Source organism: Hoeflea sp. BAL378, from assembly GCF_000759435.1.
Lineage (GTDB): Bacteria > Pseudomonadota > Alphaproteobacteria > Rhizobiales > Rhizobiaceae > Hoeflea.
In genome coordinates this window covers 1-18,667 of record NZ_JRJG01000099.1, presented here as the reverse complement: position 1 = coordinate 18,667, position 18,667 = coordinate 1, and the positions used below count along the sequence as shown (strand labels likewise).

Here is an 18,667-nt window from a genome sequence, read left to right as displayed (position 1 = left end):
CGATGCCGCCGACCGCGTGGTCGCGCGCTGGGACGAGATCGGCGACCGCAGGGGCGAGATCGTGCCCGATTACGGCTTCACCCAGGCCGAACGGGAAATGGCGAGTTCTGGCGCCGGGGTCGGCGTCAGCGTTAGTGTGAAATAGGCCTCGGGCGCGGGACGGCCTGCAATGCTCCGGGACCCATCTTCGGATCGGGGGATTGCGGGCCGCCTGCCCGGGTTCACATCAGCGACGGCAGGAACAGGCAGATCTGCGGAAACGCCACGATCAGGATGATCAGGACCAGGAAGGCAATCCAGAACGGGAAGACGCCGCGGAAGACGTCGTACATCGGCACGTCCCTGGCCAGCGCGGCGATGGCGAAGACATTGACCCCGATCGGCGGGGTGACGACGCCGAGTTCCACCATGATGACCACGACCACTCCGAACCAGACCGGGTCGAAGCCCGCGGCCATCGCCACGGGGAAGAACAGCGGCACGGTCAGCACCAGCGCCGGCAATGCGTTCATGAACATGCCGATCAGCACGTAGAACAGGAGAATCGCGGCGATGAGCTGGTACTTGCCAAGCTCCAGCCCGATGATGAGATCGGCCAGTTGCTGCGTCAGCCCGCTGATGGCGATGAAGCGGCTGAAGGCGGTGGCGAACATGAAGATGACGATGATGGCGGCCGACAGCAGCAGGGCCCGCTCGATCGACTGCCAGAGCGCGGCCCAGCTCAGCCGCCGGGTCAGCACGGAAATGGCGAGCGCGCCGAAGGCCCCGAGCCCGCCGGCTTCGTTCGGGGTGACCGCGCCTGAGTAGATACCCCCGAGGACCAAGAGCATCAGCACCAGAATCGGCCAGACCCGGCCGCTCGACTGGATCCGCTCGCTCCAGGTGGAGACCTCGCCGCGCGGCGCCATGCCGGGGTTGAGAATCGCGCGGATGGTGATCAGCGACACCAGCAGCACCGCGAACAGGATGCCGGGAATGATGCCCGCCATGAAGAGCTTGCCGATCGAGACTTCGGTGATCATGCCATAGACGATGAAGGCGAGGCTCGGCGGGATCATCACGCCGATGGTGGCCGCGCAGGCGATCGAGGCGGTGGCGAGCTTCATGTCGTAGCCGTATTTGCGCATCTGCGGCAGGGCGATGGTTCCCATGCTGTAGACGCCCGACAGCGTGTCGCCGACGATCGAGGACAGGCCGGCGCAGGCCACCGTGCTGGCGGACGCCAGGCCGCCCGGCAGGTGGCCGATCCAGCGGTAGGCCGCCCGGTAGAGATCCTCGGCGAAGCCGGCCGCCACCACGATCAGCCCCATCCAGGTGAACAGCGGCACCACGCTCCAAGTGGGGTCGCTGACGACATCGATGGTGGTGGTGCCGAGGCTGGTGAGGCTGGCGGTGGCGTTGATCAGGATGCTGATCCCCACCAGCGCGGTGACCGCCATCGCCGCGGCGACATGCACGCCCAGGAAGATCAGCACGAAACAGAGGCAGATGGCGAACAGGCCGCGGGCGCCGCGCGGCAGTTCGAACGGCATGTGCTGCGGGAACAGCACCAGCGCCAGGATCACGCCCACCGCGAGCATCCAGGCGAGGAACACGGCCACCGACCGGGCATCGCCGAGCCGGGCCACCGCGCTGAGCGCCGTGGTCAGGTTGGTGAGCAGGGCCGCCGCGAACAGCGCGATGAAGACCGTGGCGCAGGCGACAAACGGCCATTCGGGCACGCCGAACACGCCGGTGACGATGCCGTTGTCATGGAGATAGAGCGCCTGCAGGAAGATCTGCACCCCGGTCACGACCATGGTCGCGAAGGTAAGCAGAAGCCCTCCGGCAACGGTCGGCGCGCGCGCCCATTCGGGCAGCAGCCGCAGGAGCATGTCGACGCGGATGTGGCTGCCTTCCAGCTCCACCGCGGCCAGCGTCGACAGCGCCGCCAGGATCATCATCAGGCCCGTCATCTCCATGCCGCCGGGTACGACGATGGAAAACAGGTTGCGCAGCACCACGTCGGCGACGGTCAGCCCCATCATCAGGATGAGGGCCATGGCGCCGACATGGATCGAGGCACGGCTGGGCCAGGCGAGCGCACGGGTGAGGACCCCGGCGACCGAATCCAAGGGTGTCGACTGGCGCCCGTCGTCCGCTCCGCGCCCGTTGTTCTGCATCACGCCCGCATTTCCTTCACCGATACCCGCAAGGCGGATCACGCCGGCGCTTTGCCAGCCGGCGCGATCCATGGTCAGCTTCGCGGCCTCGCCGAATGGCGGAGGGCCGAGGCCGGGGCGTGAGCCTAGTTTTGGTCGTAGAGCTTAGTCAGCCGGACGGCCTCGTCGAGGATTTTCTGGCCGGGCATCCCGGCCGCGTCGGCCTTCTTGACCCACTCGTCCCAGAACGGCCGCATCTGCGAGGCCAGCGCCTCGGTGTCGGCGGTGCTGAGGCTGAAGATGTTTTCCGGGGCAAGGCTGCCCATCGCCGCGGCCGCGCCATCGGTGGTGTTGTAGAAGAAATAGAGCGGGCGGATGTCGGTGAGATGCGCCTGCTCCGCCGGCGTCAGCTTGTTGAACGCATCACGGTTCATGACGCTGCTGTAGGACCCCGGATTGAGGTTCAGGAGCGTGTGGTAGGTCGTCACCTCGTTGAGCTTGAAGTTGTTCACCCAGCCCCAGGCGCAGAGCACGCCGTCGACCGCGCCGCGCTGAAGCGCCAGATAGGCGTCCGGGCCGACCGTGACGCTGGCGCTGGCGCCAAGCTTTTCGAGTACGCCGACGCCGGCCGCATCCTGCGCGGCGAAGACCTTGCCCTTGAAATCGGCGAGGCTGCGCACCGGCTCGCGGCTGTGCAGATGCGAGCCCATGGCCACGAATGTGCCGAGGTCGACGACGTTGTCGCCCTCGCTGAAGAGCTTGCCCATTTCCGGAAACTGGTCGCACAGGCGCCAGTAGACCACGCTCGCCAGCGTCTGGTTCTTCGACAGGCCGGGAAGGCCGAACAATTCCATCTGCGGGAACTTGCCGGGCAGGACCGGATGCCAGACGAAGCCGATGTCGAGCAGGCCCGAGCCCGTCGACTGCAGCCAGTCCTTGAACGGTGTCACCGAATTGGGCGGGAAGAACGTTACCGCCGCCCGGCCGCCGCTGATCGTCTCGATATGCTTGGCGAAGCGCCGGTCGAGATCGTTCCAGGGCGTGCCGTCCGGCGAAGCGAACTGCATCTTGAGGTCGAGTTCCGCAGCGGCCTGCGCCGCGCCGCCCGCCATCTGCGCCCCCGCAAGGGTCGCGAGCGTCAGACCGCCGAACGCCCTGCGGTTCAGTCCGCGCCCTGACGGCGCACTGCTGTGTGCTATTGCCATGATTTTCCTCCCGGCCCCGCTGTGGCCTCTGGCCCGCATTCTGACTGCGGCGATCGGGTCTCCGCCGGCAGGGCCGAACCCTGCGTGTCCACGCGACCGCCCCTGTGGCCGGACGCGCTCCTCCGGGCTGAACGGTATTCCTGAACAGCAATCAAGAATACTAATTTCTTCTAAAGCTTTCCGTTAGCAGCGCTTAATCCTGTTGCAGCATCCGCTTCCACTCGTCTTCGCTGCGGGTGAGCTCCTGGCAGAAATATTCGTAGAGGAGCTGCGCGGGCCGCGACAGCGGCCGGCGGACCAGGTGAATGAGGGCGAGCTCGACGCTCAGGAGCGGCGCGGCGATCGGGTTGACCGTGACCCGGTCGTTGCCAAGCTCCTTCAGGCCAATCCAGTAGGGCAGGATCGACGACCAGTCGGTCTGCGCCACGAATTCGAGCCCCGCCGAGAGGCTGGCGATCGAGATGGTGCGCTCGACCAGGATTTCGCCGTTGCGGATGGCGCCCTCGATGCGCGGCCGCAGGCTGTGCGTGGCCGAGGGAATGGAGAGTTTCAGCGGCGCCACCTCGTTGAGCCGGACCTGCTCCATCGGCATGAAGCCGCGGCGCGAACCCGAGATCAGCGCCACCGGATAGCGCCCGATCGCCGTGGCGGCGAGGCCTACCTGCGGCTTGGCGAACTGGCCCACATAGAAGTCGAGGTCGCCGCTGGAGGTCTCGGCGACGAGCGCGTCCGACGTGCCGCTGGAGATCTCGATGTCGACCTTGGGGAACTCGCGGGTGAACCGGGCCAGCGTCTGCGGCAGCACCGCCTTGGCGAGGCCCGGCGCGAAGCCGGCGGACACCGTGCCGCTCAGCCCGGCCGAGAAATCCTCGAGCTCGGTCTCGGCCTCGGACACCGCCTTGAGGATCGCCAGGCACCGGGCATAGAAGCGCCAGCCCGCCGCCGTCGGATTGACGCCGCGCCGCGTGCGCTCGAGCAGCCCCGTCCCGAGCCGCGCCTCGAGCGCGCTCATCTGCTGGCTGACCCCCGACGCGGTGCAGTTGAGCCGCACCGCCGCCGCGCTGAGCGAGCCCTCCTCGCAGGCGGCGACGAAGTGGCGGATTTGTCTCAGGTCCATCGGACGCTCCATGAACAGGGTTTAGCAAACTGTAACACAGACCTTAGCAAATATAACTACCGGTAATATCAAAACCGATCCTATGCTGGCATCCTACGGCTCTGGGAGGAGGCTTGCGCCAGCGGGATGCCACGCGGTTCTTGCGTGATGCGTCACCCCGCGCCGGGAACAGGAGAACTGTATGCTTCCGCTCGAAGGATTTCGGGTCCTCGACCTGACCCATGTGCTGGCCGGCCCCTGCGCCACCCATCATCTGCGCTGCATGGGCGCCGAGGTGATCAAGGTCGAGCGGCCCGGCGGCGGCGACCCGATGCGCGCGCTCGACATGCAGCCCGCGCTCGGCGGCCTGACGCCGGGCTTTCGTGCGCTCAATGCCGGCAAGAAATCCGTGGTCGTCGATCTGGCGACCGGGGAAGGCCGCGCCATGCTTCTCCGGATCGCAGCCGACTGCGATATCTTCGTCGAGAACTTCCGGCCCGGCGTGGCGCGCAAGCTCGGACTGGCGCCCGAGGATATTCGCGCGGTGCGTCCCGACGTCGTCTACTGCTCGATTTCCGGCTGGGGCCAGAGCGGCCCCAACAGCGCCCGCGGCGCCTATGACCACGTCATTCAGGCCGCAACCGGCATGATGGCGCTGCAGGGCTCGGGCGCCGGCGAGCCGCCGGTCAAGGTCGGTTTCCCGGTCATCGACATCGCCACCGGAATGTCCGCGGCCGAGGCGATCCTCGCCGCCATCATCTGCCGGCTGCGCGGCGACACCGCGCCGATCACCCTCGACGTGTCGATGGTCGACTGCGCGTTGGCGCTGATGTCCGGACCCGCCGCCAACACGCTGTCGACCGGCGTCGCCCCCGAGCGCGTGGGAAACCGCGGCTTCGTCGGCAGTCCGGGCGCCGAAACCTTCGCCACCTCCGACGGCCATATCTCGGTCGCCGCCAACACCATGGGCCAGTTCGCCATCCTCTGCCGGCTGCTCGGCCGCCCGGAACTGGCGATGCCGCCTTATCTCCCCGCCGGCCTTTCGAGCGGCGCTTTCCTCGCCAACGCGGCGACGGAGGAATTGCGCGCCGAACTGGGGGCTGCCTTCGCCGCCGCCACCGCCGACGCGCTCGAGACGGCGCTGAACGCGGCGGGCGTGCCGGCCGCAAGGGTCCGCGATCTCGGCGAATATCTCACGGAGCTCTATCCGCTGACGCCCGGCATTGGCATCGCGGGCGAACCCGTGGCGCTGGGACCGGCGTTCCGCAGGGATGGCCAGGCCTGGCCGGCGCTGCCGGCGGCGCCAAGACTGGGAGACGACACGGGAGCCTATGACATGGGCGCCGATCTGGCTTCGGCCCGTCCCGCGGGGGAGTGACAGGACCGCGGCAGACGACGGGCAGGGCGGGTCCGGGCCGATCGCAATTCGTAACGGCAATCAACTGGGAGGAATAGACATGAGGACGTTGATCAGAAGTTCGATACTTTCACTGGCGCTGGGCGCAGGCCTGGGCCTCGCCACGGTGGCGCAGGCGGAGCCTTCGGGCACCTTCAAATATGCCGAGCAGGTCAAGCTCATCACCATGGACCCGCAGCAGCAGAGCGGCAGCGGCGTCCCCTATCTCAGGCCGGTCTATGAATCGTTGTTCGAAAAGGCCGCCGACGGCACGGCCGTGCCGCTGCTGGCGACCGGCTACGAGATCGACGGCCTCAACGTGACGATCCCGCTGCGTGAGGGCGTCAGCTTCTCCAATGGCGAGGCCTTCAACGCCGAGGTCGCCGCGGCCAACATCAACCGCGGCGTCAAGCTCGGCATCATCGAGGGCCTCAAGACCGTCGAGAGCGCCGAGGCGGCCGACGAATACACGCTCCGCATCACCCTCAAGGAGCCCGACCCGGCGATCATCGACAGCCTGTGCTACACCGGCGGCATGATGCTCGCGCCGGCGGCGATGGCCGATCCGACCATCGACCGCAATCCGGTCGGCACCGGCCCCTATGTCCACTCGAAGGACCAGTCGCGCGAGGGCGAGGTGCAGGTCTACACGCCCAACCCGACCTACTGGGACAAGGACATGATCGGGCTCGCCCGCTACGAGGTGTGGGAGATTCCGGACGACACGGCGCGCCTCAACGCGCTCAAGACCGGCCAGATCGACGCCGGCAACTGGCTCGCCAACCCGCAGGCCGCGATCATCGACCGCACCGCCGGCCTCAAGCTCATCCGCAACACCGGCGGCCTCAACTATCACGTGATCATCTCAGACCGCGAGGGCACGATGGTGCCGGCCTTCGCCGACCGCAATGTGCGCCTCGCCATGGCCCACGCCATCGACCGCGCCGCCTTCGGCAAGGCGGTGCTGTTCGGCCTGTCGGAGGATTCCTACCAGCCCTACGCCAAGGGCAACTGGGCCTACAATCCGGATCTCGAGGGCGTCTATGCCTATGACCTCGACAAGGCCAAGGAGTACATGGCCAAGTCCGCCTTCCCGGACGGCTTCAGCTTCGACATGCCCTCGATCCCCGTCTACCAGTCGCGGCTCGAGGCGCTGGCGGGCTTCTTCAAGGAAATCGGCATCACCATGAACATCGCGCCGGTGGAGCCGGGGACGCTCGCCCGCCGCAGCCGCACCACGGATTTCCCGGCCACCAACCTGGTCTGGAACACCAACACCGATCCGAAATTCCTGGCGCTGCGCTACATCTACGAGGACGCCAACTACAACCCGTTCAAGGTCAAGCCGAGCGAGGAACTGCTGGCGCTGGCCGAGGCCGGGCTGGAATCGGTCGAAAATTCCGTGCGCGGCCCGATCTACCAGAAGATGGCGGCGAAACTGGCCGACGAGGCCTTCCTGATCTTCGTCGCCAATTCTCCGATCCTCATCGGCGCCAGTGAAAAGACCGACGCCAACCCGACGGTCGTCTATCGCTACGGCGAGGATTCGATTAACCTTCGCGGTCTCAAGGCGAACGACTGAACAGCGGATCTCCCATGTTGAAGCTCATCGTTCAGCGGCTTCTCGCGCTGGTGCCCCTGTTGTTCATCGTCTCGGTGCTGACGTTCTCGTTCACGTCGCTGCTGCCGAGCGATCCGGTCGACCTGATCATCGGCGACGCCGGCACCCAGCAGCAGTACGAGATGGTCCGCGAACGGCTGGGCCTCAACGAGCCCGTCCACCTGCGCTATCTGCAATGGCTCGGGCGGGCGGTGCAGGGGGACCTCGGAAGCTCGTTCTTCAACAGCGTCAGCGTCATGGGAGCCGTAATGCAGCGGCTCCCGGTCACCCTGTCGCTGACGGCGATGTCGGCGCTGATCGCGATCCTCATCGGCGTCGCTGCCGGGGTGGCGGCGGCGCTGAGGCCCCGGTCCTGGGTCGACCGCTTCGCCACGCTCGGCGCAACTTTCGGCCAGGCCGTGCCGAATTTCTGGTTCGGCCTGATCCTGGTGGCGATCTTCGCGGTCAATCTGCGCTGGTTTCCCGCCACCGGCTTCACGCCTCTCACGGAATCGCCCTGGGAATGGCTGCGCAGCGTCATCCTGCCTTCGATCGCGCTCGGCACCTCGTCGAGCGCGGCCATCGCCCGCCAGGTCCGCTCGGCCATGGTTGGCGTGCTGCAGCAGGATTACATCCGCGCCGCCCGCGCCCAGGGCCTGCCGTTCCGGCGCGTCATCTTCCGGCACGCGCTGACCAACGCGCTGGTGCCGGTGGTGGCGGTGCTGTCCTTCCAGATCACCGTCCTGCTCGGCGGCGCGCTGATCGTCGAGCAGGTCTTCGCCATCAACGGCCTGGGCACGCTCGCCATCGCCGCGGTGCGCCAGCAGGACATCCCCATGCTGCAGGGCCTGGTGCTGGTGATGGTCGGCCTGGTCGTCACCGTCCAGCTCGCCACCGACATCCTCTACGGCCTGCTCAATCCGAAGGCGCGGCCCTCATGACCAGCAAGCCCGACACCCTGTCCCCGGCCGGCCCGGTCCGCGCCCGATCGCGGCTGAACGGGGCGCACATCGTCACCTCAGTGGCGGCCGCCGTGCTGGTGCTGCTCGCCTTCCTCGCTGTCTTCGCCGACTGGGTCGCGCCCTACGATCCGCTGCGCCAGAGCCTGATGGAGGCGCTGCAGGGACCGTCGGCCGCGCACTGGCTCGGCACCGACGATCTCGGACGCGACGTGCTGAGCCGGCTCATCCATGGCTGCCGCATCGCCGTGATCGCGGCCGCGGAGGCGACCACGATCGCCGTTCTTCTCGGCGTGCCGATCGGCCTGTTCATCGGCTATCGCGGCGGGGTGTGGGACTGGATCGTCATGCGCATCGTCGAGGCGGTGGTCTCCATCCCGGGCATCATGGTGGCGATCGCCATCATCGCCATCCTCGGCGCCGGCCTGCACCGGGCGATGATCGCGCTCGGCATCCTGTTCTCCACCTCCTTCCTGCGGCTGGCGCGCGGCGTCGTGCTGGCCGAGCGCGAGGAGGTCTATGTCCGCTCCGCCCGCGTCATCGGCGCCTCCGACCGCCGCATCCTGATGCGCCACATCTTCCCCAACATCGCCCCGCCGCTGATCGTGCAGGTGACGCTGACCGTCGGCGCGGTGCTGCTGGCCGAAGCGGGGCTCAGCTTCATCGGGCTCGGAGTCCAGCCGCCGCAGGCAAGCTGGGGGACGATGCTCAACACCGCCGCCGCCTTCATGGACTTCAACTGGTTCCTGTCGGTGCCGCCGGGCATCGCCATCATCCTGACGGTGCTGTCGGTCAATCTGCTCGGCGACGTGCTGCGCGATTCGATCGGCCGCGGCATCGCCGTCGAGACCAGGCCGGAAACCCCCGCCGCCCGCTTTGCGGCGGCGCCTGGCGCGGCCGAGCCGGTGGTGCTTCCGCGCCGGGCCGACGAGGTCCTGCGCGTCGAGAACCTGCAGGTGATGGTGCCGGCGCCGGGCGGCGAGGTCCCCGTCATCACCGATCTGTCCTTCAGCATTGCCCGGGGCGAGACGCTCGGCCTTGTCGGCGAATCGGGTTCGGGCAAGACGCTTACCGGGCTCGCCATCCTCGGCCTGCTCGGCGCCGGCGTCCGCGCCACCCACGGCGCCATCCTGCTCAACGGCCAGGACCTGCGTGCGCTTTCGCCAAGGCAGATCGAGCAGGTGCGCGGCAACGAGGTGGCCATGGTCTTCCAGGACCCGACCACCAGCCTGAACCCCGCCTTCACCGTCGGCAGCCAGATCGCCGAAGTGCTGCGCGTCAAGCAGGGGCTCAACCGCGCCCAGGCCTGGGCCCGCGCGGTCGAACTGATCGACCGGGTCGGCATTCCCCGCCCGGAGGAGCGCGCCCGCGCCTATCCGCACGAACTCTCCGGCGGCATGGCCCAGCGCATCGCCATCGCCCGGGCCTTGAGCTGCAACCCCTCGCTTCTGATTGCCGACGAGCCGACCACGGCGCTCGACGTGACCGTGCAGCAGGAGATCCTCGATCTGTTCCGCGACCTCCAGGCCGAGTTCGGCATGGCCATCCTGTTCGTTACCCACGACCTCGCCGTCGCCGCCGATATCTGCGACCGGATCTCGGTCATGTATGCCGGCGAGATGGTGGAGATGGCGGGTGTCGATGCGCTGTTCGCCGATCCGCGCCATCCCTACACGGCCGGCCTGCTCCACGCCATGCCGCACGCCTCGGACCGCATGCCGCCGCTTCCCACCATTCGCGGCAATGTGCCCCGGCCCGGCGACTGGCCATCAGGCTGCCGCTTCTCCGACCGCTGCGATTTCAGGGTGGCTGCCTGCGACGCGCGCATTCCGCTTCTGGGACGCGAGAGGCTGGTGCGCTGCATCCGGGCCGGCGAACTCGAGCTGGAGGCCGCATCGTGACCGACAAGCCGCTCATCGAGATCACCGACCTCGAGGTCACCTATTGGGGCCGCTCGCTCATGGGCATCGGCGGCAAGCCGTTCCATGCGGTCCGGGGCGCCAACCTCAGCATCCGCGCCGGCGAGACGCTCGGGCTGGTGGGCGAGTCGGGTTCCGGCAAATCCTCGATCGCCAACGCCGTGCTCGGCCTGGTGACCGCATCCGGCGGCTCGATCCGCTTTGGCGACGCCGAGCTGACGGCGATGAGGACGCGCTATCCGCCCGCCATCCGCAGCCAGATCCAGGCGGTGTTCCAGGATCCCTATTCCTCGCTCAACCCGTCGATGACAGTCGAGGCGATCGTCACCGAGCCGCTGCACGTGCACACGTCGATGGACCGGGCGGCGCGCCGCGCCCGCGCCATCGAGCTTCTGAAGCTGGTGTCGCTCTCCGAGGAGCATCTCGACCGCCATCCGCACCAGTTTTCCGGCGGCCAGCGGCAGCGCATCGCCATCGCCGCGGCGCTGGCCCTGCAACCGAAACTGATCGTGCTCGACGAACCGGTCAGTGCGCTCGACGTGTCGACCCAGAACCAGATCATCAACCTGCTCTACGAGCGCCGCGCCGAGTTCGGCATCGCCTATCTGATGATCGCCCACGACCTGGCGCTGGTGCACCACATCTCCGACCGGATCGCGGTGATGTATCTGGGCCACATCGTCGAGGAGGGCCCGTCCGACCGGGTCTATCATGCCCCCGCCCATCCCTATACGAGGGCGCTGCTCGACGCCGTGCCGCTGCTCGATCCCGCCGCCCAGCGCCGCCGCCGCGCCGCGCGGAAATTCGCGCCGGCGCCCGATGCGCCGCGGCTGTCGGCCACCGGCTGCCCCTACCAGAACCGCTGCCCGCACGTCATGCCGCGCTGCCGGGCGGAAATGCCGCCTGCTTTCGCGATCGCCGGCGGCGGAACGGCGGCCTGCTTCCTGCATGCGCCGGACGCCGGACCCGCGCCCGAAACGGCGCGGCTGTCGGGACAGCCAGCCTGCAAGGAGCCCGCCGCGCCATGACACCGCCCCGCTATGCCTCCGCCGCGGCCCCGGGCAAGCTCCTGGCCCGCGCCGACATCGCAATCGACGGCGTCACCGGCGCGCCGCTGCCGTTGGTCTGCCGCTGGCCGGAGGACAATCCGCCGCGCGGCGTCGTGGTGTTCTGCCACGGGCTGAGCGCCAGCGGCCGCGACTATGCCGGGCTTTCCGGGCACTGGGCGGCGCATGGCTATCTGGTCATCCATCCCACCTTCCCGGACTGGATCGGCGCGGTGGCCGCGGCCGAACCGGAGCTTGGCCTCGATCCGGCCGGCGATCTCGGCGCCTGGGCTTCGAACGAGACCGTGCGCGCCCGCATGTTCGAGATCCTGCACGCGCCCTGGTACGGGCTCGAGCGGATCCGCATTGTCGGTCAGGTGATGAACCGGCTCGACGGGATCGTCGCGGCCACCAGCGGGCCGGTCGGCGCAACGGTGTCCTGCGCCATCGCCGGCCATTCCTTCGGCGCCTACACGTCGCAACTCCTGGCCGGCGCCGTGATTGACCTGCCCGGCCAGGGGACGCGCAGCTTCCGCGACGACCGCTTTGCCGCCGCCATCCTGCTCAGCGCCCAGGGCCGCGACCAGCAGGGCCTGCGCGAGGGGTCCTGGGACGGAATCAGCGGCCCGATGCTCAACGTCACCGGGACGCGCGACGGCGGCGCCAAGGGCCAGGACTGGCGCTGGAAGGTCGAGCCCTACGAGCTTGCGCCGCCGGGCGACAAATATCTCGCGCTGCTGACCGGCGCCGATCACTATCTCGGCGGCATCGCCCGGCCCGACCAGTCGCCGCAGCCCGATCACTTAGCTGCCGTCGAGCAGGTCACGCTCGCCTTTCTCGATGTCTATCTCGGGAAGGATGCGGCCGCCAAGGCCTGGCTCGCCGGCCTGTCCGACCGGATCGGCGGTTGCGAAGGCCTGTTCAGGCGGAAGTAGACGAGGGCGACGCGGCGCGGGGCGCGGTCTTCCCGGCGGCGCCGTCGGGACGACCCCGGGTGCCCGTTTGCGCCGGCCGGTGGATCACCACGCGATTGCGGCCGGATTGCTTGGCCTGGTAGAGGGCGGCGTCGGCGCTGCGCTGAAGCTGCTCCGACGACACCTTTTCGTCAGCCGGCGCCTGAACCGCCACGCCAATGCTCAAGGTGACGTATCGGGAGACGACGGATGTCGGATGGGGCAGGGCGGCGGCTTCGACACTTTCACGAATGCGTTCGGCCACGCACAGGGCGTCGGTCTCGCTCATTCCCGGAAGGATGACGAGAAACTCCTCGCCGCCGTAGCGCGCCAGGTGGTCACGGCTGCGCCGCACATGTTTCTGGATCAGGGTGGCGACCTGGATCAGGCAGCGATCCCCTTCGGCATGGCCCAGATGATCGTTGAGCTTCTTGAACTCGTCGATATCGCACATCAGCATGGCGACCCGGTCGGGGCCTGTGTTGCCCTTGTCCCAGAGCTGGTCGATGGTTTCCTCCATCCAGCGCCGGTTGGCGACGCCCGTGAGCGGATCGGTCCTGGCCAGGGAGGCGAGCCGATCGTTGACCTCCGCCAGTTCGGAAACCCGGCGCCGGTCGCGCAATTCGAAGAGGAATGTCTTCTGGGCGAGAATCGTCATGTTGCGGCGCGCAGCCACGGTGGCGAAGACGCCGGTGGAGAAGAACAGCGTGGACGCCAGGGCGCTGCCAAGGTTGAGTGACGGATTGGTCAACTGGAAGACGAAATAGAGCCCGAGCGCCAAAGCGGCGATGATCGCCGTCCAGGCCAGTGGAATGCCGAAGATGATGATGGCGGTGATCGCCACGAACAGCATGATGCTCAGATGCCGTTCGTAGAATTCGCCTCCGGCGCTGACGCCGACCAGGGCGATCGACAGGAGAATGGCAAACACGCCCGCGACGAGCAGGCTCCCTTGCAGCCAGGGCGCGCGCGGCCTTCGCCACACCAGCGCCACGGCAAGGGCAATGGGCGGGAGCATCGCGCTGGGCAGGATCATGGATTTGGATACATCCGGCGGAAGCAACAGTAGGTTGAGGCCGAGCGTCAGCACGCCCAGAATGGCCACCCAGATCATCCACGCGCGAATGATCTTGGCCGTCTGCGGCCAGGCGCGGTCCCTGTACAGCCGGTTGATCTGGTCATTGAGGCGGATGTCGCGCGTGCGGCGCGACAGAAGCCGCTCCACTTCGGCGGAGATCGCGGGATCATCGAGCCCGTCGGGACAGATCCGATCTGCCGCAATCGACGGACTGTGAACCACTTTCCTGCGCTTTGCCATCCGACCTTTCCAGTGACCCTTGACGGTCCAGCTTTGCAGGTCGGTCTGAAGATTTGCCTTCGAACATGCACAATTTCTTGCATACGGGTTCTTTACCAACCGGAAAGCAAGACCGGATGCCGCAACCGGGCGCACAGGAGGGTTGGCTGAAGGGGAAGGATAAAGTTCGAACCGGAAGCCCGCTGGCCTTGATTTGGCGTGGCGGCAGGGCGCGAAACAGACGATGGCGGAGAGAGAGGGATTCGAACCCTCGAGACGGTTCCCCGCCTACACACTTTCCAGGCGTGCGCCTTCGACCACTCGGCCACCTCTCCGCATATCCGTCTGCCGGGCAAGTACCCGGACATGCCGGCCGTTGTCAAGGCGGTCGCCTGCCGGAAAAGCCGGCTGTGTATCGCCGCCAGTCTCCGGTCCGGATCGGGCGGCACTATAGCCAAGACGCCTGTCTTGGCAACCGCTATCTGACGCCCTGCCGCCGGCGCGCGAAGCATCCGGATCGGATGGCACGCGCGGGGCCCGGTTTGATGCCCGGCGAAGGGAGTCCGGGATGAAACGGGCGGCGGCGTTGCAGGGCATGGGATGCCGAGGGCCTGGGACAATCGGGCCGCCGTGCGACGCCGAGGTCGGTAGCGGACGCGCGCGGCAGCCATTGCATGAAAGTTACCTGGCCTTTATGTCATGGGCCTGAATTGGATGGCGGGCCCTGGCCGGGCTGGAGGATCATATGCGGTTTGTGGCGCGGGTGTTGAGCATGATGTTCCTGGTCTTCGCGGTCATCGCCGGGCTGGTCGACGCCATCCAGTCCGTCGCCGCGGGCCGGCCGGTGCTGACCTCGCTGATCGCCTCCTGGTCCTCCAACAGCCCCGACACGCTGGCGCTCGTCGAGGACCTGTTTAAGACGCATCTGCCGGCATGGGTCTGGGATCCGGGCGTCACATGGGTGCTCGCGCAGCCTGCATTCGCCGTGTTCCTGGCTTTTTCGCTGGTCTTCTATCTGGCCGGCTATCGCCGCAAGAGGCCGGCGGGCCGCTTCGCCGCGTGACAGGAAGGACGGCCGCGGGAGGGGAGGGCGTCCCGCCCGACAGCCGGTGCGAGTGCACGGCGCGGTGCGTGCGAAGCAGACGCGGCGGCGCCGCGGCAGGAGGAAGTGTGATGTTTCTGGTGGAAATGTTCCAGCGCAAGACGACGATGCCGACGGCGGCGGAGGCGCTTGCGGGGCGCACAGCCCCGATCGACACGGCCAGGGTCCATGCCGTCACGGGCAGGCCGCTGAAAGCGCCGTTCCCGGACGGGCACAGGCTCGCCTATTTCGCCATGGGACGGTTTTCCAGCGCCGAGAAGCTGTTCTGGCCGCTGGACGGGGTGTATGTGACCGCGGTCGGCTATGCCGGCGGGATCACGCCCAATCCCACCTACCAGGAGCTGCTGACCTCCCTCACCGGGCACACCCAGACGGTAATGGTGGTGTTCGATCCGGCCCGGATCGGCTACCGGGCGCTGCTCGCGCGCTTCTTCGAAGGCCACGACCCGACCCAGGCCATGCGGCAGGGCAACGACATCGGCACATTCTTCCGCTCGGCGATCTTTGCCGCCGGTGAGGACCATCTGGCCGAGGCCGAGGCCGCCCGCGATCTCTACCAGCAGGCGCTGTCGAGCGCCGGCCACAGCGGCCGGATCGTTACCGAGATCGCGCCCGCGCCGCCGTTCTACTACGCGGAGGCCAACCACCAGCAGCATGCGGCCCGGACCCCGGGCGGGCAGTCCGGCCTCAGGCCCACCGGCGTGGCCTTCCCGGATGCGGAAGCGGGCGGCGCGGCGTCGCCCTGAAAAAAGCTGGGCGAATTTCTGCCGGGTTCGCCCTGAACCAGACAGGGTCCTGCGGCTTCTGCTGCCGCTCGTATCTTCGATAAAGCCGGTTTCCGCTTTTCCCTGACAAACGCCAAGGGCAGGCAGTTTCTCCGCCCGGGGGCGAAAATCGGCGTTGGAATCTGGCTAAAGCCATGCAAGGATACGCGCTTCCGGTCTCCCCTGGCCGGCGCATTCCGCAGGTCTGCCCGTAAGGGCATGCGGGAGGACCCATAAAGAGCAACACATAACCGACAGGGCTGCACACCATGAAACGCACGCTTTTGAGCTTCCTCGCTATGGCCGCCATGTCGGCGACCGCCATGGCCGCCGACATCAAGCCGGCAATAATCTATGACCTCGGCGGCAAGTTCGACAAATCCTTCAACGAGGCTGCCTACACCGGCGCCGAGAAGTTCAAGACCGAGACCGGCATCGAGTACCGCGATTTCGAGATCGCCAACGACGCCCAGCGCGAGCAGGCGCTGCGCCGCTTCGCCAAGGACGGCAACAACCCGATCGTCATGGCCGGCTTCTCCTGGGCCGCAACCCTCGAGAAAGTGGCCGCGGAATATCCGGATACCAATTTCGCCATCATCGACATGGTGGTCGACAAGCCCAACGTGCGCTCGGTGGTCTACAAGGAGCAGGAAGGCTCCTACCTCGTCGGCGTGATGGCCGCCAAGGCCTCGCAGACCGGCACGGTGAGCTTCATCGGCGGCATGGACATCCCGCTGATCCGCAAGTTCGCCTGCGGCTACAAGGGCGGCGTGCTCGCCACCAATGCCGATGCCAAGGTTCTCGAAGCCATGACCGGCACCACGCCGGACGCCTGGAACGACCCGGTCAAGGGCGGCGAGATCGCCAAGTCGCAGATGGACCAGGGCTCCGACGTGATCTACGCTGCCGCCGGCGGCACCGGCATCGGCGTGCTGCAGACCGCGGCAGACGCCGGCAAGCTCGGCATCGGCGTCGATTCCAACCAGAACGGCCTGCAGCCGGGCAAGGTTCTGACCTCGATGCTCAAGCGCGTCGACGTGGCGGTCTACAACGCCTTCATGGACGCCAAGAACGACAAGTTCACCTACGGCTTCAACGTTCTCGGCCTTGCCGAAGACGGCGTCGACTACGCCATGGACGAAAACAACGCGCCGCTGGTCACCGAGGAGATGAAGGCCGCGGTGGAAGCCGCCAAGGCCGACATCATCTCAGGCAAGATCACCGTGCACGACTACATGTCGGACAACGCCTGCCCCTATTGACGGGCGGTCCGGCCGTCGCGCCGGAGGACGGATCACGACGGCCGGGCGAGGTTTTGCCCGGCCGTTTTCTTGCGCCCCGGCGCAACCTCGGGCTATAGCCGGCGGCAACGCGAAGAAAGGACACATCAGCAATGGCCGAGATCCGCACCCACAAGGGCGACCTTTCCGATCACGCGATGGCGCGCTACACGGGCGACATCGCCATTGATACCGAGACGCTGGGCCTGGTGCCGCGCCGCGACCGGCTGTGCGTGGTGCAATTGTCGCCGGGCGACGGCTCCGCCGACGTGATCCAGATCGCCGCGGGCCAGAAAAGCGCGCCCAATCTGGTGGCGCTGCTTGAGGACCCGGGCCGGCGCAAGCTGTTCCATTTCGGCCGGTTCGACATTGCCGTGCTCTACAATGCCTTCGGCGTCACCACCACGCCGGTGTTCTGCACCAAGATCGCCTCGCGGCTCTGCCGCACCTACACCGACCGCCACGGGCTCAAGGACGTGACCAAGGAACTGCTCGACATCGATCTCTCCAAGCAGCAGCAATCCTCGGACTGGGCCGCCGAGACGCTGACCCCGGCGCAACTCGACTATGCCGCCTCCGATGTCCTCCACCTGCATGCGCTGACCCAGAAACTGACCGAGCGGCTGCTGCGCGACGGCCGCGAGGCGCACGCGAAAGCCTGTTTCGAGTTCCTGCCGACCCGCGCCAAGCTCGACCTGCTGGGCTGGGAGGAAACCGACATCTTCGCCCACAGCTAGGCAATTGCGCAGTCAGCCGCCAAGCCGTCTGCAGCTATCCAAGATCATATGAAGAAAGCAGCGGATCGCGCATCGGCGATCTGACTTACTGGTGCGAGTTCCGCCCTCGCTCTGCCAGTCACCGCTTCGGCCGGACGATGCCGATGCGCAGCATCACCTCGCGGGGAACGCCGTAGAAAGCCTGGACGTCGCGCGAGGCATAGAGGCCGAAGGCCTCGCGCTGGATGATCAGCGCCTGCACCCGGTCGGCGGCGTCCTGCAGCAGGTCCTCTCGGCTGCGATTGGGATTGGGGGTCTCGTCATGGCGCCTGATCGCGGCGAGCGCCTCCTCGAGCTGCTTGCCGATGCGGCCGAGCGCCGACGCCGCCTCCTGCCGCGCCTCATAGGCGAAGGCGTCGATCGTGTCGTTTCCCTGTCTCAGCGTCAGGCGCAGCCGGTCCGATAGTTCCATACCCGGAGATTTGCCGCGGCCGGACCGGCCGTCAATGGCGGGGCGCAAAAATACCGGCGCGGTTGGTCCATCGTCCGTGCCTGGACGCACAGCCGGTCGCGCCCGCGCACTTTTTTCTGCCGCCGGTGAAACTTTTCCGGATCCGCTCCCGTCCCCTTGGTGTCGGCGCACCTGCGTCACCCAGACCGAAGTGAGAGAAGGATTTCGAGATGAAGAAGACCCTACTGACGATGACCGCCCTGTTTGCCGCAGGACTCTTTGCGTCCCAGGCAATGGCCGCCAGCCATGCCGGCATGGCGGTGATGGGCGAAGACCAGGACGTCTCGGGCGGCACCGTCACCGCGTCCAGCATCATGGCCGGCGCCAATGGCTGGCTGGTCGTCCACCGCACCGATTCCGAGATGAAGCCCGGCCCGGTGGTCGGCTATGCGCCGCTCAAGGCCGGCGAGAACACCGATGTGACGGCCATCCTGACCGAACCGGTCAAGAGCGGCGAGATGCTCATGTTGATGCTGCATGGCGAGGAAGGCGGCACCAAGACCGGCGTCTTCGAATACACGCTCGGCGCCAAGGAAGACGGCCCCGTCCGGGTCGACGACAAGCTCGTCATGACGGTCGTCACCGCCAAGTAAGCGGACAGGTGGAGCTGCCGGGAGCGCGCTCCACGAGCCACCCGCCGCTTCGTTGCGGCGGGGGGGCCTCTGCCGGCGATGAGTCCGTC

The 18,667-nt window shown here is 67.3% G+C and carries 16 protein-coding genes and 1 tRNA gene; 11 read left to right on the top strand and 6 right to left on the bottom strand.

Features of this window, described 5'->3' with window-relative positions; all coding sequences use genetic code 11:
• Positions 1–221: 221 nt before the first annotated feature.
• From LL06_RS19045 to LL06_RS19035, 3 genes are all read right to left on the bottom strand, one after another.
• Complete coding sequence (locus LL06_RS19045; protein WP_244447183.1) at positions 222–2,162, bottom strand: TRAP transporter large permease subunit; 1,941 nt, start codon at positions 2,160–2,162, stop codon at positions 222–224.
• A 125-nt stretch (positions 2,163–2,287) separates the two neighbouring features.
• On the bottom strand, positions 2,288–3,346 hold the full coding sequence (gene dctP, locus LL06_RS19040) for a TRAP transporter substrate-binding protein DctP (RefSeq protein ID WP_161784994.1): 1,059 nt from the start codon (positions 3,344–3,346) through the stop codon (positions 2,288–2,290).
• Positions 3,347–3,539: 193 nt separating this feature from the next.
• Positions 3,540–4,463, bottom strand: a complete 924-nt coding sequence (locus LL06_RS19035) for a LysR family transcriptional regulator (protein WP_035530467.1) — start codon at positions 4,461–4,463, stop codon at positions 3,540–3,542.
• 181 nt (positions 4,464–4,644) lie between these two features.
• Between LL06_RS19035 and LL06_RS19030 the strand changes: the two genes are divergently transcribed.
• The 6 genes from LL06_RS19030 (at position 4,645) to LL06_RS19005 (ending at position 12,297) form a co-directional block, all read left to right on the top strand.
• Positions 4,645–5,820 carry a CoA transferase gene (locus tag LL06_RS19030; protein ID WP_052161729.1) on the top strand — a complete coding sequence of 392 codons (1,176 nt, stop codon included), beginning with the start codon at positions 4,645–4,647 and terminating at the stop codon, positions 5,818–5,820.
• Positions 5,821–5,899: 79 nt separating this feature from the next.
• Positions 5,900–7,420, top strand: a complete 1,521-nt coding sequence (locus LL06_RS19025; RefSeq protein ID WP_035530464.1) for an ABC transporter substrate-binding protein — start codon at positions 5,900–5,902, stop codon at positions 7,418–7,420.
• 14 nt (positions 7,421–7,434) lie between these two features.
• Entirely contained in the window at positions 7,435–8,379 is a 945-nt protein-coding gene (locus LL06_RS19020; RefSeq protein ID WP_035530463.1) for an ABC transporter permease, read from the top strand.
• Positions 8,376–10,298: a dipeptide/oligopeptide/nickel ABC transporter permease/ATP-binding protein gene (locus LL06_RS19015; protein ID WP_052161728.1), complete on the top strand. Its 1,923-nt coding sequence runs from the start codon at positions 8,376–8,378 to the stop codon at positions 10,296–10,298. The genes LL06_RS19020 and LL06_RS19015 overlap by 4 nt, the downstream gene beginning before the upstream one ends.
• Positions 10,295–11,344, top strand: a complete 1,050-nt coding sequence (locus LL06_RS19010) for an oligopeptide/dipeptide ABC transporter ATP-binding protein (protein WP_201772361.1) — start codon at positions 10,295–10,297, stop codon at positions 11,342–11,344. The genes LL06_RS19015 and LL06_RS19010 overlap by 4 nt, the downstream gene beginning before the upstream one ends.
• Positions 11,341–12,297, top strand: coding sequence for a hypothetical protein (locus LL06_RS19005; protein ID WP_035530460.1), 957 nt, complete (start codon positions 11,341–11,343; stop codon positions 12,295–12,297). The genes LL06_RS19010 and LL06_RS19005 overlap by 4 nt, the downstream gene beginning before the upstream one ends.
• Here LL06_RS19005 and LL06_RS19000 read toward each other — a convergent pair.
• Positions 12,284–13,633 carry a diguanylate cyclase gene (locus tag LL06_RS19000; protein ID WP_081964073.1) on the bottom strand — a complete coding sequence of 450 codons (1,350 nt, stop codon included), beginning with the start codon at positions 13,631–13,633 and terminating at the stop codon, positions 12,284–12,286. The genes LL06_RS19005 and LL06_RS19000 overlap by 14 nt on opposite strands.
• A gap of 224 nt (positions 13,634–13,857) precedes the next feature.
• Positions 13,858–13,947 (bottom strand) — tRNA-Ser (locus LL06_RS18995).
• Positions 13,948–14,357: 410 nt separating this feature from the next.
• Between LL06_RS18995 and LL06_RS18990 the strand changes: the two genes are divergently transcribed.
• The 4 genes from LL06_RS18990 to LL06_RS18975 all read left to right on the top strand — a co-directional run bounded on the left by LL06_RS18990 (position 14,358) and on the right by LL06_RS18975 (position 17,495).
• Positions 14,358–14,675, top strand: a complete 318-nt coding sequence (locus tag LL06_RS18990; protein ID WP_035530458.1) for a hypothetical protein — start codon at positions 14,358–14,360, stop codon at positions 14,673–14,675.
• A gap of 110 nt (positions 14,676–14,785) precedes the next feature.
• Positions 14,786–15,460, top strand: coding sequence for a peptide-methionine (S)-S-oxide reductase MsrA (gene msrA, locus LL06_RS18985; RefSeq protein ID WP_035530456.1), 675 nt, complete (start codon positions 14,786–14,788; stop codon positions 15,458–15,460).
• Positions 15,461–15,747: 287 nt separating this feature from the next.
• Positions 15,748–16,740 carry a BMP family ABC transporter substrate-binding protein gene (locus tag LL06_RS18980; RefSeq protein WP_035530454.1) on the top strand — a complete coding sequence of 331 codons (993 nt, stop codon included), beginning with the start codon at positions 15,748–15,750 and terminating at the stop codon, positions 16,738–16,740.
• 131 nt (positions 16,741–16,871) lie between these two features.
• Entirely contained in the window at positions 16,872–17,495 is a 624-nt protein-coding gene (locus LL06_RS18975; RefSeq protein ID WP_035530452.1) for a ribonuclease D, read from the top strand.
• A gap of 118 nt (positions 17,496–17,613) precedes the next feature.
• Here the strand turns inward: LL06_RS18975 and LL06_RS18970 are convergent, their stop codons facing one another.
• Positions 17,614–17,946 carry a DUF6665 family protein gene (locus LL06_RS18970; protein ID WP_035530449.1) on the bottom strand — a complete coding sequence of 111 codons (333 nt, stop codon included), beginning with the start codon at positions 17,944–17,946 and terminating at the stop codon, positions 17,614–17,616.
• Positions 17,947–18,155: 209 nt separating this feature from the next.
• Here LL06_RS18970 and LL06_RS18965 point away from each other — a divergent pair, with 209 nt between their 5' ends.
• Positions 18,156–18,578: a hypothetical protein gene (locus LL06_RS18965; RefSeq protein WP_052161727.1), complete on the top strand. Its 423-nt coding sequence runs from the start codon at positions 18,156–18,158 to the stop codon at positions 18,576–18,578.
• Positions 18,579–18,667 lie beyond the last annotated feature (89 nt).